At 54.1% G+C, this 16,691-nt stretch carries 17 protein-coding genes; 7 read left to right on the top strand and 10 right to left on the bottom strand.

Annotated elements, in window-relative coordinates; genetic code table 11:
- Positions 1–11: 11 nt before the first annotated feature.
- From OGX97_RS05135 to OGX97_RS05110, 6 genes are all read right to left on the bottom strand, one after another.
- Positions 12–263 (bottom strand): DUF3343 domain-containing protein, encoded by a 252-nt coding sequence (locus OGX97_RS05135; protein WP_057067059.1) that lies wholly within the window; start codon positions 261–263, stop codon positions 12–14.
- On the bottom strand, positions 260–1,027 hold the full coding sequence (yjiL, locus tag OGX97_RS05130; protein WP_048236198.1) for a putative 2-hydroxyacyl-CoA dehydratase activator YjiL: 768 nt from the start codon (positions 1,025–1,027) through the stop codon (positions 260–262). Before yjiL ends, OGX97_RS05135 begins: the two co-directional genes overlap by 4 nt.
- A gap of 9 nt (positions 1,028–1,036) precedes the next feature.
- A complete protein-coding gene (locus OGX97_RS05125; RefSeq protein WP_003830073.1) occupies positions 1,037–2,188 on the bottom strand; it encodes a double-cubane-cluster-containing anaerobic reductase in 1,152 nt (383 codons plus the stop codon).
- 95 nt (positions 2,189–2,283) lie between these two features.
- Positions 2,284–2,748: a GNAT family N-acetyltransferase gene (locus OGX97_RS05120; RefSeq protein ID WP_235125588.1), complete on the bottom strand. Its 465-nt coding sequence runs from the start codon at positions 2,746–2,748 to the stop codon at positions 2,284–2,286.
- A 13-nt stretch (positions 2,749–2,761) separates the two neighbouring features.
- The gene (locus OGX97_RS05115; protein WP_191215203.1) at positions 2,762–4,042 is read right to left on the bottom strand and encodes a DUF445 domain-containing protein; all 1,281 of its coding nucleotides are present in this window, start codon (positions 4,040–4,042) and stop codon (positions 2,762–2,764) included.
- Positions 4,043–4,117: 75 nt separating this feature from the next.
- Positions 4,118–5,044 (bottom strand): LysR family transcriptional regulator, encoded by a 927-nt coding sequence (locus tag OGX97_RS05110; RefSeq protein WP_181509605.1) that lies wholly within the window; start codon positions 5,042–5,044, stop codon positions 4,118–4,120.
- 219 nt (positions 5,045–5,263) lie between these two features.
- Here OGX97_RS05110 and OGX97_RS05105 point away from each other — a divergent pair, with 219 nt between their 5' ends.
- Both OGX97_RS05105 and metC read left to right on the top strand, forming a co-directional pair.
- Positions 5,264–6,496 carry a dicarboxylate/amino acid:cation symporter gene (locus OGX97_RS05105; protein ID WP_048215020.1) on the top strand — a complete coding sequence of 411 codons (1,233 nt, stop codon included), beginning with the start codon at positions 5,264–5,266 and terminating at the stop codon, positions 6,494–6,496.
- Positions 6,497–6,526: 30 nt separating this feature from the next.
- On the top strand, positions 6,527–7,717 hold the full coding sequence (metC, locus tag OGX97_RS05100) for a cystathionine beta-lyase (RefSeq protein WP_235125584.1): 1,191 nt from the start codon (positions 6,527–6,529) through the stop codon (positions 7,715–7,717).
- Between the two features lie 80 nt (positions 7,718–7,797).
- Here metC and mdtM read toward each other — a convergent pair whose 3' ends face one another.
- The 3 genes from mdtM to OGX97_RS05085 all read right to left on the bottom strand — a co-directional run bounded on the left by mdtM (position 7,798) and on the right by OGX97_RS05085 (position 10,878).
- The gene (mdtM, locus tag OGX97_RS05095) at positions 7,798–9,039 is read right to left on the bottom strand and encodes a multidrug efflux MFS transporter MdtM (RefSeq protein ID WP_257119531.1); all 1,242 of its coding nucleotides are present in this window, start codon (positions 9,037–9,039) and stop codon (positions 7,798–7,800) included.
- A 324-nt stretch (positions 9,040–9,363) separates the two neighbouring features.
- Positions 9,364–10,014 carry a LysE family translocator gene (locus OGX97_RS05090; protein ID WP_235125578.1) on the bottom strand — a complete coding sequence of 217 codons (651 nt, stop codon included), beginning with the start codon at positions 10,012–10,014 and terminating at the stop codon, positions 9,364–9,366.
- Positions 10,015–10,062: 48 nt separating this feature from the next.
- A complete protein-coding gene (locus OGX97_RS05085; protein ID WP_279850998.1) occupies positions 10,063–10,878 on the bottom strand; it encodes a helix-turn-helix transcriptional regulator in 816 nt (271 codons plus the stop codon).
- A gap of 230 nt (positions 10,879–11,108) precedes the next feature.
- On the opposite strand from OGX97_RS05085, the gene OGX97_RS05080 reads away from it, so the two are divergent.
- Positions 11,109–12,071, top strand: coding sequence for an Rpn family recombination-promoting nuclease/putative transposase (locus OGX97_RS05080; RefSeq protein WP_235125572.1), 963 nt, complete (start codon positions 11,109–11,111; stop codon positions 12,069–12,071).
- A gap of 51 nt (positions 12,072–12,122) precedes the next feature.
- Here the strand turns inward: OGX97_RS05080 and OGX97_RS05075 are convergent, their stop codons facing one another.
- Entirely contained in the window at positions 12,123–13,535 is a 1,413-nt protein-coding gene (locus OGX97_RS05075; RefSeq protein ID WP_235125568.1) for an aminotransferase-like domain-containing protein, read from the bottom strand.
- A 177-nt stretch (positions 13,536–13,712) separates the two neighbouring features.
- On the opposite strand from OGX97_RS05075, the gene OGX97_RS05070 reads away from it, so the two are divergent.
- The 4 genes from OGX97_RS05070 to OGX97_RS05055 all read left to right on the top strand — a co-directional run bounded on the left by OGX97_RS05070 (position 13,713) and on the right by OGX97_RS05055 (position 16,616).
- Entirely contained in the window at positions 13,713–13,877 is a 165-nt protein-coding gene (locus OGX97_RS05070) for a DUF1127 domain-containing protein (RefSeq protein WP_003019180.1), read from the top strand.
- 146 nt (positions 13,878–14,023) lie between these two features.
- Complete coding sequence (locus OGX97_RS05065; RefSeq protein ID WP_111466167.1) at positions 14,024–14,488, top strand: MarR family winged helix-turn-helix transcriptional regulator; 465 nt, start codon at positions 14,024–14,026, stop codon at positions 14,486–14,488.
- 6 nt (positions 14,489–14,494) lie between these two features.
- A complete protein-coding gene (locus OGX97_RS05060; protein ID WP_279851000.1) occupies positions 14,495–15,562 on the top strand; it encodes an HlyD family secretion protein in 1,068 nt (355 codons plus the stop codon).
- Complete coding sequence (locus OGX97_RS05055; RefSeq protein ID WP_235125548.1) at positions 15,552–16,616, top strand: DUF2955 domain-containing protein; 1,065 nt, start codon at positions 15,552–15,554, stop codon at positions 16,614–16,616. The genes OGX97_RS05060 and OGX97_RS05055 overlap by 11 nt, the downstream gene beginning before the upstream one ends.
- Positions 16,617–16,691 lie beyond the last annotated feature (75 nt).

Raw genomic sequence — 16,691 nt, 5'->3', positions numbered from 1 at the left:
CCCTGGCACGTTCAGGAAGGAGGAAAAGTGGCAAGGCAGCGCCAGTCTCCGTTTTCAAGACGGTAGATAGATTCGGTATGACCCGCAATTATCCACTCATCCTCCTTGCCAGCAACACAGTCGATGTAAATGCACAGCCCGCAGCCACCGCGTAGCTCGCGGGGAATATCTGCCACCCGAAAGCACATACCCGCAGCCTGTAGCGCTTTACGCGTTTTGATGACGCCGAGGGTAGTATGAAACAAGAACAGTGTTTCCTTCACTCACGTTTCCCCTGACGCTGACCAATTAACGCGGCCCCAATCGCCCCAGCAAACTGCGCGTCGGGATGCGTGTGTACGGGAATGCCAATGTGGCCTTCAAGCATACGAGCAAAGGCGTGACAGTGGCTTACTCCCCCGGTAAATAACAGTGGAGCCTGCCCTGAAAGCCGTCCGATGAAATTCGCGCTGCGTCGGGCCATCGCGTTGATCACACCCGCTAAAATGGTCTCCGGCGCGACACCCGCAGAGCGCAGGCTGATAACCTCTGACTCGGCAAAAACCGTGCACATGCTGGTGATGGCATGTGGTTCGACGCCAGCGGTAATCGCATCTAACTGCTCTACGCTGGCACCGAGCGTGCGTGAGATGACTTCCAGAAATCGTCCGGTCCCAGCCGCACATTTGTCGTTCATCAAGAAATCGCTGAGGTTACCATCATCATCTAGCTGGATGACTTTACTGTCCTGACCGCCGATATCAATCACTGTGCGGGTACCGGGAGCCAGCAAGCGTGCCCCCAGTCCGTGGCAGGAAATTTCAGTGACCTGTTTGTCAGCATAATCCACGAGCTGCCGTCCGTAGCCAGTGAGGGTTAAAAATGGTCTAACGTCCAGCCCCGCCTGCAGCGTTTCCCATGCCTGCGCGATTGCTTCGGCAGGGCGAAAAGGTGTTGGGCAGAGGAAGCGACGTCTGATGACGTTCCTTTCCAGCAAAATACCTTTAGTTGCCGTGGAGCCGGAATCGATCCCTATTGAGTATGTCATCCCTGTTCCTCACAACATTTCAATGAACGCGGCGACACGAGTGCTAAGCTGGCCGATATCCGCGCTGGAGTAGTCGGTTTCAATAGCGATATAGGGAATGTTGTGCTGTTGGCGGACGTGGCGTTTGATGGCGAGTGATTCAACGGCGTAAGTGTGGCAAGCCTGTAAAATGACATCGACGACGCCGTCAGCCTGGTACTCTTCAACCATTTGGCTGAGCATTTTCAGGCGTTGATCGTTAGGGGAAATACATGAGCAGCCGATGGCGAGGTATTTATCGGTCAGTGCGTCGTAGACGTCGCCAGTTTCCTCCACGCACTGTTCAGTGGCTTTCGCGCCGGTGCAGTTTTCATAACCCACCACCCAACCGCCGTTTTCTTCAATGGCACGAACCACTTTTTCTGCCGCGCCGCCGATGGGGCAGCCGGTTATCAGTATGCGTGGACGCGATGCCAGACGTTTCCCGGCCTGCCATTCCTGATGTACCCGCTCGGCCATGCTATTAAGCTCGTCGATCAGTGCTGCTTTATCAAAGCGAAAGGTTGCACCGTAGACGACTTTCAGAATGTCACTGCCGCTGAGTGCGGGTGGGTTGAGCTGACCAACGCGGTAGAAGTTTGCCAGTGCACGACGTTCCTGGTTTTTTAGAATGACGGCTTCACGTAGCGCGGCTTCGGTAATCGGGGTGCCAAAACGGGCTTCGATTACCTGCTGCAGACGCAGGATCTCGGCTTTCCACAGCGCTCGCGAAGCCGCATCACTGGCGCTGTTGGGCAGTTGCATCACATGTACCGCTTTAAATTCAGCCATGTACTCGTACATCTTCTTTTTACCATCGCAGGTCGTTTCGCCCACCACCAGGTCAGAGAAGTAGAAGTACGGACATTTATCCGTTTTACCAAACCCGTAGCTGCTTTTGATCAGCGGACACAGGTTACGTGGCAGATCTTTTTCGGCCTCTTCAATGGTTTCATCAGAGGTTGAGCATAGCGAAACGACGACCGCGCCTGCCGCCATCGCTATCTCCTGCGGCATAAAGGTGCAATAGGTCCCAACGAGCGGGATACCCTGCTCTTTAAGATCCATTACGGTGAGAAAACCTTTCTGACGGGCGTCGGAGAATTGATTAAAAATGGCGGGTAAATCGGTGATTAGCGACATGATTTTCCTTCCCCGTAACACGGGAGACAGTAAAAAGACGTCGCATTATAACCATGCAATTTATCTGGCTTTATTGATGTACAACAATTGTGCGCTTACAGATTACGGCTGTAGACCCGTGAGACTTCCCCCCACGGATGATAGCCCGGCCCGTCAAAGTAAAATCCTGCTTTCTCGTATAAACCTTCCAGGTCAGTACACAAATGGAGCTGCATAAAGCCTAACTGTCTGGCCTGCTGCGCAATATGTTCAATCAGGCGAAACGCCAGACCGTGACCACGATAGCGAGGATCGATATAGAGTGCGCATAGCCACGGCCACAGTTCGCCGCGACTGATAAAATCATTAGTGATCAATCCGGCGCAGCCAACAATGTTGTCGCCGTCCTGCATCCAGTACCACTGCGGTAGCGGGTTCTTTGCGCCAATACAACGATGCAGTGCATCCTCGTAAACTCTCATGGAGTCTTCCGAGGCCCATTGTTGCTGAAAGTAAGCGGTGACCTCGTGCAGTTTTTCCGGTGTTTCGCGCAGGGAAAAAATGCGGATGTTCATCGTCATTGAATTTTTCTCCTTAAAAATTCGCCAGCGTCAGCAGGGAAGGAATTTGCGACAACAGATATAACACCAGCCCAATAGAACCGCCAACCAACGTGCCGTTGACGCGGATGAACTGCAAATCTTTACCGATATTCAGCTCGATTTGCTGCGACATATCGCGTGCATCCCAGCTTTTCACCGTGTCGCTAATGTGGCGCGTCAGGAAGGTGGCGAACTCTGGCGCTACTTTATGTGCGGCCTGCTCAAGATGCTCATTCAGTGAGGCGCGCAGGGCGCTGTCGGCTACCAGCGTTTCGCCGAACCACTGCCCGGCGCTGACGATGCGCTGCTTTACGCGGGAATCATCGGCGTTAATGTCGGTTTTCACCCACTGACGCAGGTCTGCCCACAGCTCGCCAAGATAACGGTTGAAGGCTTCATCTTCCTTCAGATAGCTTTTCAGGCTTTCGGCCCGCACGGCCATCTCCGGATCGTGTTTGAGCTTATCGATGAGCTTAAACGTGGCGCGATCGAAGGCATGGCGGATCTGATGTGCGCGATCGTGGCTGATGTCATCCAGCAAGGAGTTAACGGCATCAGACACCAGCTCGGCGCTGTGCTCGCCCAGCCATTCGGTTGGCAGGATCTTCGCTTTCAGCGGATGTTCGGTTTCCAGCCAGTGCACGACCTGTCTGGCGATAAACGCTCGCGAGCTGTCGCGCTGGAGCAGGGCGATCAGTTGGGCGATCAGCGTGTCGAGCAGCACCTGATGGCGATTGTTTTTGGTCATGCTTTCCAGCATTAGCGCGCTGGTACCGGAGAGATCGACCTTGTCGATGGCCTTGTGCACCGCCCGCTTGATCAGCCGTTGAATGCGCGAGTCGTCGGTCAGTTCGAGAAAACCGCTCATAATTTGCAGCAGATGCTGGCCGATGCGCTGGGCGTTTTCCGGCTGGCTGAACCAGTTGCCGATCAACAGCGCCGGTTCATGGCGGCGGATCAGCGCGACCAGCGACTGGGTATCGAGAAATTTTTCCTGCACAAATTGCCCGAGATTTTCGCCGATCCTGTCCTTATTACGCGGGATAATCGCCGTGTGCTGCGAGATAAACGGGATCGGCACCCGGCGAAAAAGCGCCACCACGGCAAACCAGTCCGCCAGCGCGCCCACCATCGCCGCTTCGGCGATCGCTTTGATCCCCAGTACCCAAAAGTTAGGCGGCAGAAACAGCGTGATGACGAAGGTGGCAGCGGCAATCAGCAGCAATGAGAGCGCCAGTCGCTTGGCGCGTTTGAGTTCAGCAATTTTATTCATAGGCTTAAGGATAGAGCCAGACGGGGGGATCGCGCAAAAAATGTGGAGCGCCTCCCATTTTCAGGTGGGCTGGGCTTACTCCGGGATCCAGTTGTCCCAGGCGGGCAAGGGGCCGAGTTCCGTCACCAGAAAATCGATAAACGATCGCACCTTAGGATTGCTGTACTTGCTGGGAAAGTACAGCGCATACAGGGCGTGAGTTTCGCAGGTGATAGTGCCGTCGAGCATCAGCGGCGTTATCTCTTCTTTTTGAATATGATCGCCAATCAGATAGGTGGGCAAATACGCCACTCCCTGATCTTCTAACACTGACTTTAGCAATACCAGGCTGCTGTTGGCCTGGATCGGCATATGCAGTTTCAACTGATGCAGACGATCCTGTTCATCTGCCACCTTCAGCACCGGTGTGAGGCCGGGATAAACCAGACAATCGTGATCCACCAGATCGCTTCGACGCTGGGGCATGCCTTTTTTGGCGAGGTAGCCGGGTGAGGCACAGTACGCCCAGCGAACAGGCACCAGCTTGCGCATCGCATAGTTTTGCGGCGGTGCGGTGGAGATGCGCAGGGCGATGTCGAAATCTGTTTCGTTCAGATTCACAAAGTTATCGTTGAGATCGATATACAGATTTACATCCGGGAACTGGGAGCGATATTTATCCACCAGGTTCACCAGCCGGGAATAACCAAACGCAATTGAGCAGGTTATGCGTAATTCACCCTGCGGGCTGTGGTAATAACCGGAAGTGGTATTCAGCGTTTCATCGAATTCTTTCAAAAGCTTATTAGCGCGGTTGAAGAGATATTGCCCTGCGTCGGTCAGGGTAATACTGCGGGTGGTGCGTTTAATTAATGTCGTGCCCAGCGTGTCTTCCATCGCAGCCAGACTTTTGCTGACCGCAGACGGCGATACGTTGAGCTGCGCCGCGGCTTCTGACAATCCTCCGCAGTCGACGATTTTAGTAAAAAACTCCAGATGCTTGAGTGAAATCGGCGTACTCATAGTTTCCTTTAATTCACAAGTGATTTGCAAAAACGGTACGAATAGGCCGTTACATTCGCGTTTTAAACATGCAACTATTGAATCACAGGAAACAACTTGCTGGCAAAATGAAAAAAAAACAACTTAGGTGAGTTACGTCACAAAATAAAAGGAGGCGAAACGGAAACTCATCACATTGTGAATTTAATCTCATTAATTATTATTCTAAAGGTACCGATTATGTGGTCACGACTCGAACCCTACAAATCGTCGATTATTTTATTAGTTGCTCTGGTGATTGGCGGCTTATTAGGTATTTATGCCCCATCGTTTGCAAGTAAACTCCAGCCAATAGGTCAGATATTCTTAAACCTGCTATTTATGATTATTGTGCCGCTGGTGGGTATCAGCGTTATGTCTTCGATCGCCAGTATGACCGACCTGAAAAGGCTGGGGCGCATTATGGCGATTATCTTTATTGTTTCGATCGCCATGGCCTTTATTCCAGCCGCCGGGATCGTCGCGCTGGCGCTCTGGTATAACCCGGCGCAGGGCGTCACTATCGATCTCTCGCAGTCGGTACAGGCGGGCAGCGGTAAGATGGATTTTGTCAGTATGATCACCACCAGCGACTTTATCGGACTGTTTTCTAAGTCCAATATTCTGGCGCTGATCGTAATGGCGATCATCGCCGGTGTCGCAATTGGCCAGTCGGATCAGGCCGGTAAACGTATTGCGTCGCTGCTGGAAGACGCCAATACCGTGATCATGAAGATCGTTTCGATCATTATGAAGGTCGCGCCGATTGGTCTGGGCTGCTACTTCGCCGCCACCATGGCCAGTCAGGACTCTGCACTACTGTTAACCTTTGCCCGCGCCATCGGCCTGTTTATGGTTGCCACGCTGGTCTACTTTGTCTTTGGCTCGATTCTCTATTCGTATATTGGCGGCGGTATTCCGGCGGTCAAAGCCTTCTGGCGTAACGCAATTGAACCGTCTGCGACCGCGCTGGGTACCTGCTCTTCACTGGGGACGCTCCCGGTGACGCTGCGTGCCGGTAAGGCGATGGGGATCAACCCGGAAATCGTTGATGTCTCCATTCCGCTGCTGGTTAACCTCAACAAGGGCGGCGTGGCGATGATTGCCGCGCTAAAAATTGTCTTTATCTATTCCGTATTGGGCATGGAATTCACCACCGAAACCTTCTTCCTGACGATGCTGATTGCGGTGCTCTCCGCCATTATCGTTGGTGGCGTGCCGGGCGGGGCGTTCCTCGGTGAAATCTTTATCGTCACCACGCTGGGCCTGCCGATGGAAGCAATCCCGATGCTGGTGGTGCTGGGCACCATTACCGATGCGCCGGCCACACTGATTAACGTTATCCATGATTTGAATGCGGCGCAGATTGTTGAACGGTTCGCTGGAAAAAAGCAGACCAACGCTGAAATAAACTCTACTGCTGCGGTGGTATAGGTTTCACACGGATTAAGAACAGGAGATGTTATGAAAGACGCAATGAAGCTTGAAACGCACCTGGTTGTTGCTGGTCGCGACAAACGCTATACCCAGGGAGCGGTGAATCCGGTTATCCAACGCGCCTCTTCACTGGTATTTGATACCGTGAAGGACAAGAAATTTGCCACCGCCAATCGCGCGAACGGCGAGCTGTTTTATGGTCGTCGCGGAACCTATACCCACTTTGCCTTCCAGAAGGCAATGAGCGAACTGGAGGGCGGCGTTGGCTGCGCGCTGTACCCATGTGGTGCTGCGGCGGTGACCAATGCGATTCTGGCGTTTGTTCAGGGTGGCGATCATATTCTGATGACGGGGGCGGCCTATGAACCAACCCAGGATTTTTGCAATAAGATCCTGAGTAAATTCAACGTGGAAACAACGTATTACAATCCGCTGATTGGTGCAGGTATCGTCGATCTTCTGCGTCCGGAAACAAAGGTTGTATTCCTTGAGTCACCAAGTTCTATCACCATGGAAGTCCAGGACGTGCCGGGGATGGTCAAGGCTATCCGCGCGGTGAATCCGGAGATTGTCATTATGATCGACAACACTTGGGCGGCGGGCGTGCTGTTCAAAGCGCTGGATTATGGCGTGGATATTTCCATTCAGGCGGGAACGAAGTACACCATCGGCCATTCGGACGCCATGCTGGGCACGGCGGTGTCGAACGCCCGTTGTTGGGATCGTTTACGTGAGAACTCCTATCTGATGGGGCAAACGCTTGATGCCGATACGGCCTACAACGGCAGCCGCGGATTGCGCACCCTGGCGGTACGCCTTAAGCAGCATCAGGAGAGCAGCATCCATATTGCCCGCTGGCTGTCGGCAAGGCCGGAAGTGGCACGGGTGAATCATCCGGCATTACCGGAATGTCCGGGCCATGAGTATTTTCAGCGTGATTTTATCGGAAGCTCAGGCCTGTTCTCGTTTGTGCTGAAAAAGAGACTGACCGACGAACAGATGGCGAATTTCCTCGATAACTTCTCGCTGTTCCATATGGCCTATTCGTGGGGCGGATTTGAGTCGCTCATTCTGGCGAACCAGCCGGAAGAGCTGAACAGCATTCGCCCGGCCGGAGAGGTAAATTTCAGCGGCACGCTGGTCAGGGTGCATATCGGCCTTGAGGATATCGACGACCTGATTGCCGATCTGGACGCGGGATTTGCACGCATTGCGTAAGGTGAGGTGACCGTAGCCGGAAGCGGCGCAAGCGCCTTATCCGGCCTACATAGTTGTCGTAGGCCGGATAAGCGGGCAGGTTAGTTTTCAGTGGCTAACGTCGTTGCCTCATGCTGGCGTACCCGTTTGAGTAAGCCTGCCAGCGTGAACACGACGGCAATACCAGCCACCACCGCCAACAGATGAAACGAAATCCTGCCGCCGTTAAACCATAGCCAGCGTCCAATTTCGACAGAAACCGCCATCACCGTCAGGATCACCATATTCAGCGACGCCGAGACCGTTCCTTTAGGTAAGTTGTTGGAAAACAGCGTAAAGCGGAATAACGTCGGGAAAATCATCCCAATACCAAACGCATACAGGCTGGTCCCCAGTACCGACCACAGCCAGACGTGCGGCCACAGTAAATTGCCGACAATCAGCACCGCCAGCCCGCTTAGCTGAATGGGGACTGCCCGCCAGATAAAGCGTGGTCGGGTCGGATCTTTCACGAAACGAACCACCACCATATTGGCGACGATCACTGCGCCGAACACCGGGGCCTGTGCCCAGGCAAACTCCGATGTGGTCATGCCGCCAGCATCGATCAGAATAACCGGTGAGACCGCCACCCAGCTCATCATCGGGATATAGCTTAACGACAGCGTGGCTGCGCCAAACAGGAACACCCGGTTGCGGAAAACGTCGCGGAAATCACGCACTACGCCGCGTGCACTGAACGGCACCGCGCCGCGCTGGACGGTTTCCGGCATGGCTAACATTAACCCAATCAGGGCGATAAGCCCCATGACGGCAATGATGGCAAACAGGATCTTCCAGTGTACAAAGTGCATTAGCGCGGCCCCGGAGAGCGGGCCGATAACCGGTGCAACCAACACAATGGAAGTGATGATCGCCATTAACTTAATGGCCTTCGTTTGCCCAAACGCCTCCTGCACCGTGACATAGCCAACGGTCGCGATAAAGCAGATGCTGGTGCCCTGCACAAATCGGGCTACCAGAAACTGCGTCATTGAGGTAGTGAACAGCGTGGCAGCGCAGGCGAGGGTAAAGATTAACGCCCCCGCAATCAGCACGGGTCGACGGCCAATTCGGTCGGAAAGCGGCCCCAGCAGCCATTGCAGCGCCATGCCGCCCGCCAGATAGAGGCTCACCGCAGCGGGTGCCAGGCTAACATCGGCGTTGAAATCACGTACCACATTGATGATGCCAGGCTGGATCAGGTCCGTCGACAGATAGGCGGCGAAGTCATATAAAATCAACGCGACAGGAAAAAATAGCGTTGTGGCGCGTTGGGAGAAAAACGCGAGAATCCGTTGCATAAAACAGCTCCTTGTCGGGAGAAAACCCTCAACGGGAATAGCGAAATTCAATACCGTCTTTGAGACGTCAGACCGATGACAGAAAAAAGCAGACTGCAAATGTACTGAATTTCATGTAATCAAAAACGCTGTCTGCGCGAAGCGCAAACAGAAGATACGCTCACTGACGCTGGGTCAGAAAACGTAACGATTACAGGTAACAATCAGCACATCGCACCTCAGGAAGAGTAAGTTGAACGGGTAATAACCATCCGCAGTTTAATGCGGATTGGATATTAATTAAACGAGTTTATCCTGTTTATGTGCAGAAAATCGCCCTGCAAATCAGACTGCGATGCTCTGCAAAAACCGCAGAGCGATGGCACAACCGAAGATAATCAATACACCGCCAGCGATACGTTCTACCCATAATATCCCTCTGGATAACCGTCGCTGGATCTGCGGTAAACCGATGAACATCACGATCAGCAGATCCCAGCACAGCACTACGCTGGTCATCCAGATCCCGCTCATGGTTTGTTGCAGCAGCGTCACCGACGGGCCGAGCAGGGCGGTCATTAGCGCCAGATAGAACAGCGCATTTTTTGGGTTGAGCAGTGACGAACCCAATCCCAGCAGTAGCTGTTTGCCAAATCCTGGACAGGTAGACTGGGCGTCTGTTCCGGTCAGCGTTTGCGGGCGGCTGCGTACCAGCAGGCTGCCAATCCACAATAAATAGAGCGCGCCCAGCAGCTCAATAACCGTAAACAACAGGGGAAGCTGGCGCAGGATCCCCCAACCGATAATTGCCAGCAGGATATACAGCCCGTTGCCGAAAGCGATCCCCACGCACAACCCGGCGCTGCCGCGCATCCGGTATCGTGCGGCGTAACCGGCCAGTAAAAAGAAGTCCGGCCCGGGGCTAAGCAATGCGACGAAATGCGCCAGTGCCAGCGCGGGAAAAGCAGAAGGAAAAAGTACAGAAAGCAGCGACATAGCGACCTCAGAGAATGAATCTGAGATCACCGTACGCCTGACGCAGCGCTAATTATTGTCTGATATTGATCGTCCCAACGCGTACTGGCGCGGTGTGGCGGCGGTGTAGCGAACAAAGGTGCGATGGAAATGGCTCTGGTCGGCAAACCCGCTCTGGTAGCCGACATCGGCAATTTCGTCCCCGGCCCGTAGCCGCTGGCGAGCATAGTCAATCCGTATGATGTTCAGATAACTTCCTGGCGTCAGCCCGGTATCTTGCTTAAAGGTACGGATCAGCGTCTCTTTACGCATATGACACTTATGTGCCAGCTCATCGAGCGAGGGCGGCGCGAGCAGGCTGGACTGCAACCGTTCGCGCAGATACTGGCTGGTTGTGCTTAGGTTGTCTTGTGTGACCGACTGCAACGGCAGCGTGTGCAGCAATGCTTGTGCGGCATCCGTTATTTGCGCGGTTTGGCGTTGCGGCATGAGCGTCACAAGGTGCATATAACGCTGGAATAATTGCGCATCGCGGATAACGGGAGCAGGCGTGCAAAGCCGCTGATTGGTGTTCTGTGCAGGCAGATTAGCAAGACACCACTGGGTATCAAGATAAAGCATATGATAGCTGCGAAACTGTCCGTTAACAGGATTACAGCTGTGAGGTGCCAGCGGCGGTATCACAATCAGATCGCCCACCTGCAGATGGTATTCCTCGCCATCGCACAGACAGCACGTTTCCCCCTCGAGAATTGCCCCAATCGAGAGCTGAGAGTGGTGATGCCGCTTATAGGCCTGCTGGCTCTGCCAGGTGCTGCGCAGTTCCAGCCACGGCAACTGCTCATCACGCCAGAACGATTGTGGAATATCTCGGGTATGCGTCACATCGTGTCCTCCCTGAAAGTGATGATTTGTTATAGCACAGGCCGAGTGGTGAAAAAGTGGGAATGCGCATTGAGATGGTGATTCTGCGTGACGTGTTCCAGACAAATGTAGACGTTACATAAGGGCGTTGTTATCCAGGAAATCGCCTCGCAAAGAGAGAAAGTTGCAGGTGAGGATGTGGTTTTCCGGCGCTACAGTCATGGCATCTTATTTTCAGGTGAAGGATCGCCATGAACAAAGCTTCCGCTTCAACACCGCATGATGCGGTTTTTAAAACATTTTTACGTCACCCTGAGACTGCACGGGATTTCCTACAAATACATCTTCCCGCTTCGCTGCGCGAGCTTTGCGATCTTCAGACGCTTAAACTCGAGTCAGACAGTTTTATCGAAGAGAATTTACGTGCGTACTATTCCGATGTGCTGTGGTCGGTGAAAACGACGGATGGGGATGGATATATTTATGTTGTGATTGAACACCAAAGCACACCGGATGCGCATATGGCATTCAGACTGATGCGCTATGCGGTAGCGGCCATGCAGAAACATTTAGATGCCGGGCATCAGCAGTTGCCGCTGGTAGTGCCGATGCTGTTTTATCACGGCGCTAAAAGCCCGTACCCTTATTCGCTGTGCTGGCTGGATGAGTTTGCCAACCCGAAGCTGGCTCGTCAGCTGTATGCTGCGGCGTTTCCGCTGGTGGATATTACGGTTATTCCGGATGACGAAATTGTGCAGCATCGACGTATGGCGCTGCTGGAGTTAATCCAAAAACATATTCGTCAACGCGATCTTATGGGATTGGTCGAGCAAATTGTTTCCCTGCTACTTACCGGACTGACTAATGACAGCCAGATAAAGACGCTGTTTAATTATATTTTACGAACTGGCGATGCACCTCGATTCAGTGAGTTTATTCGCGGGGTTGCCGAACGTTCACCGCAGCACAAGGAGCATTTGATGACGATCGCAGACAGATTACATGAGGCAGGATTTCAAAAAGGATGGCTTGAAGGCAAGCTGGAAGGTAAACAAGAAGGCAAACAGGAAGGCAAACAGGAAGGACTGATAAAGGGGCGACGTGATGAGGCACTGCGTATTGCCCGCACCATGCTGGCAGATGGCATCGATATCAGCACGGTACAAAAAATCACCCGACTTTCCGCTGAAGATATTCAGGGTTTAAGCCATTAGATATAGCTTAAACTGCCTAATTGCCTGCCTGGAAGCGCCGGGCAGCTCGATCTACTCTATTGCCGTTTTTACCGCCTCTCCGAGCTTCTGCATTACTTCCCGATGCTTATCGTTTGGCGGCAATGCGCAGTTGATGCGCACACAGTTGCGATACTTACCCGATGCGGAGAACAGAGAACCCGGTGCAACCTGGATTTTGAGGCGACAGAGCTGCTTAGCGACACAGACCATATCAACCTGGAGCGGCAGCTCGACCCACAGCATAAAGCCGCCTTTCGGTCGGGTGACGCAGATCCCGCAGGGGAAGTATTCCCGTACCCAGCAGGTGTAGATCTCCATATTGCGCTGATAAATCTGGCGCATACGACGAATATGTCGATGATAATGACCTTCGCGCACAAAGGAAGCCGCTGCCAGTTGCGTAGCGGGAACGTTAGTTCCAATGACGGCGTACTTCATGTGCAGCAGCTTGTTGTAATAGCGACCGGGCACCACCCAACCCACGCGCAGACCGGGGGCGACGGATTTGGTAAACGAACTGCAGAGTATTACGCGGCCGTCGCTGTCCCAGGAGTGGATCGTGCGCGGGCGCGGGTACTCTGTGGCCAGCTCGCCATACACATCGTCTTCAAAAATGACGATGTCGTGACGCTGGGCGAGGGCGAGCACCGCCCGTTTACGCGCATCCGGCATAATGAATCCGAGCGGGTTGTTGCAGTTGGGAACCAGCAGCACACCTTTGATCGGCCACTGATCCAGCGCCAGCTCCAGCGCTTCAATGCTGATCCCGGTATCCGGATCGGTTGGGATCTCAATCACCTTGATCCCTAAGCCGCGCAGTAGCTGCATCGTGCCGTAGTAGGCCGGTGATTCAACGGCGACAATATCTCCGGGCTGGCAGACCGTCAGCAGCGCCAGCGACATTCCGCTCTGACTGCCGCTGGTGATCACAATATCATCTGCATTGACCACCGAACCGCCGTCCAGCATCAGCCGCGCAATCTGCTGACGCAGTTCACGGCATCCGGAGATTTCATCGTAGCCCAGTATCGCGCGCAGGTTGTGCTGTGCCACGCGGCTGAGCTCGCGCCACAGCGGCTTCAGGCTGGGTTGATTAATATCGGGCACGCCGCTGCTAAACGGGATTATCGATTTGTCCGCGTTGCCCTTTAGCATATCCAGCACCTGATCCCACTGGGTTATTTCGACCGGACGCTGTACCGGACGCGACATCGGTGGCAAGGGTGGCTGCGCTTTTTGTGGCGCGACAAAATAACCGGAACGTGGCTGGGGCGTGATCAGCTGGCGCTGTTCCAGCGTCTGATACGCCTGCTGGACGGTGCTGATGCTGACCCCATGCTCCTGGCTCAGGCTGCGTACCGAGGGCAGTTTTTCGCCATGGCGATACAGCCCTTGCTCAATGCGTTCGGCCAGCAGATTGGCCAGATGTTGGTAACGCGTCATGCTGTATCCATCATGGGTACCATACAGATTAAAAAATCAGTACAGATTGGTGTGAAAAAAGCGATACAGAACTCTTTTTAACCAATCTGTATGTTAAATAAAAGTACTTTGTGAGTCTGTATTGTTTTAGGCCAGATCCGTGAAGATAAAGCCTCTGGCAAGGCGGGGAGGCAAGGTATGGAATTTCACGAGAATAAAGCAAAACAGCCGTTTATTGGGTTTGTACTGATCTGGCGGGCATACAAGGCGTGGCGGCTGCGAGCGCAAACGCGGCGCCTATTGCAACAGATGAGCGATGAGCGGCTGCGGGACGTCGGGCTGCGACGCGATCAGGTGGAGTGATTTTCTTTCATCGACAGAGGCTGGGGGGTATCGCCCCGCCTCTTTTACATTCACAATATTTATCAATTCATGCTTCTGGTTAGTCCGTTTCTTGATACTTATCCTGATAAGTATTATTTTCTCTTCAGCGATGAGAGGAAAGTAAGATGACTGAAGATGAACTGTTTGCCCGCCGCCCGATGGGGATGCGCATGGCAATGGTGGTGCGCCAGTGGCGGGCCATTATTGATGCTGCCATCACCGATACTGGCCTGACGCAGTCCAGCTGGACGGTACTGATGCAACTGTATCAACTGGGAGACAACGTCTCAGTCAGTGAACTGGCACAAATGCAGGGCATCGAACTGCCGCCGCTGATGCGCACCCTCTCGCAGCTGGAAAAGCAGGGCTATCTGCTGCGTTCCACATCGCCCTATGACAAACGCATCCGCCTGCTGGCGCTGACCGCGCAAGGCCGCGCAAGGCTGGACGAACTCAACCGGGTGATAGAGACATACCAACATCGCGTCACCTGCACCATCCCTGAGGCGGAACTCGCTTCCTTCAGCGCCACGCTCAATCAAATCGCCTGCAATCTGCGGACAATCCGCGAAGAAGACAATCAACACTAAAAAACTATGATGACCCCAGAACAAAAATTTGCCCATTGGGTAAGGGGGAGTATTGCCGCTTTCCTGGTAATATTCGCCTGGTTTATCGTTGCCGATATCTGGATCCCGCTGACGCCGGACTCCACGGTGATGCGCGTGGTAACGCCTGTTTCCTCACGCGTTTCCGGCTACGTCTCGCAGGTGCATGTACACAATAATAGCCAGGTGAAGAAGGGCGATTTGCTGTACGAACTGGATCCGACGCCATTTATCAATAAGGTCGAGGCTGCGCAAATTGCCCTTGAGCAGGCGAAGCTGAGTAACCAACAGCTGGATGCGCAGATCGTCTCTGCCCGCGCCAACCTGCGCACCGCGCAATTCAACGCCCGCAACGATAAGACCACCTTAGACCGCTATCAGCGCCTGAGCGCCATGCAGAATGTGTCGCAATCCGATCTCGACAAGGTGCGTACTGCCTGGCAAACCAGCGAGCAGTCGGTGGCGGCGCTGAATGCCAGTATTCAGAACCTGCTGATCCAGCGCGGCGAGCGCGATGACAAACGTAACGTAACGCTGCAAAAATACCGTAACACGCTGGAAGAGGCGCAGCTGAACCTCGGCTGGAGCAAAGTATATGCCCAGACCGACGGTACGGTGAGTAATCTCCAGCTTAGCCCAGGGCTTTACGCCACCGCGGCCACGCCGCTGCTGGCGCTGGTCAGCCATCAGACCGATATCGTGGCCGACTTTCGCGAGAAAAGTCTGCGCCACACTCGCGTGAATACCGATGCCGCCGTGGTGTTCGATGCCTTGCCGGGCAAGGTTTTCTCTGCCCGCGTCACCAGCAGCGATGCCGGTATTCTGGCGGGGCAGGAGCAGGTTAATGGCCAGTTGTCGCAACCGGAACAGTCTACCCGCTGGGTGCGAGATGCCCAGCGTATGCGCATTCACGTCGCGCTGAACGAACCGCTCGACACGTCTTTACCGACCGGGGCGCGCGCTACGGTACAGCTGTATAACAGCCAGGGCGTGTTCGCCCGCACCTTTGCCGGGGCGCAGATCCACCTCGTCAGCTGGCTACATTATGTCTATTAACACGCTGGCCCACGTCTTTACGCCGCACGGGAATATTGTCTACACCGCCAATGATTTTCGCCAGACCCTGCGTATCTCCGTTGCCGGGACAATCGCGCTGAGTATCTCGACCTTCTACAACGTGCAGTACGGCGTGTTCTTTGTGGTTTATCCGCTGATGCTGCTGTCGCTGGTACCGGTATTCAACCGCCATGTGGCAACACAGTTCGTGTTCAGCGCGGCGGTGAACTGTGTCGAAATGGTGCTGATCGTCGGCTATTTCTCACAGTGGCCGCTGATTATGACGCTGGTGGTGTTCGGCCTGTACGTGATGCGTTTTCGTTTTATGAGCAAAGGCCCGCTGTTTCTGCTCGGATCAATGGGTGTGGTGTGCCAGAGCACGATGCTCAACTTTATGAGCTATCCCACCACCAACTGGCATACGTTGATGTTCTCCAATATGGAAGCCTGCGTCATGGCGGTGGCGCTGAGCGCACTGCTGCATTATCTGATCCCGGACGTGGAACCCCGTCAGCCGCCGCCGCGCATTGAGAAAGATGCCGCCCGGGTGCGCCATGAATCGCTGCTTTCCGGCACGGTGGCGACGATGATTTTTGTGGTCTTCCAGATCTGCGATTTGAGTGATTCGCTGTCGGCGCTGATGGCCGGCATTTTGATCCTGTTTCCGATGCACTACCGTGGCGCTGTGATCAGCTCGATTTGGCGCGTGGTCGGCGTGGTGCTGGCCTGCCTGTATATTCTGCTGGTGCAACTGCTTATCTATGATTTCAGCAACCATATGGTGCTGATGATGCCGCTGATTGGCCTCGGGCTGGCGTTCAGCGCCCGCCTGCACGTAATGGAAAAAGTCGGCGCGGGCGTGGGTTTTGCCAGTATCACTACTATCGGCATTATGTTTGGCCAGAACCTGCACCCGGATCAGGACCTGGTATTCAGCGATCTGTACCGTATCACTTCCGTCACCGTCGCGCTGGTGGCAACGCTCACCATGGTATTTCTGGTGCACCGGGTTTTGAACTGCTTTGCCGCGACGCGGTTTGTGATTACCGAGTGAATGGGCAGTGAGTGCCGGATGGCGGCTGCGCCTGATCCGGCCTACGGGAAAGTGCCATTTGTAGGCCCGGTAAGC

It is taken from the genome of Citrobacter sp. Cpo061 (assembly GCF_030332845.1).
GTDB lineage: Bacteria > Pseudomonadota > Gammaproteobacteria > Enterobacterales > Enterobacteriaceae > Citrobacter > Citrobacter portucalensis.
This window is presented reverse-complemented; position numbering and strand designations above follow the sequence as displayed.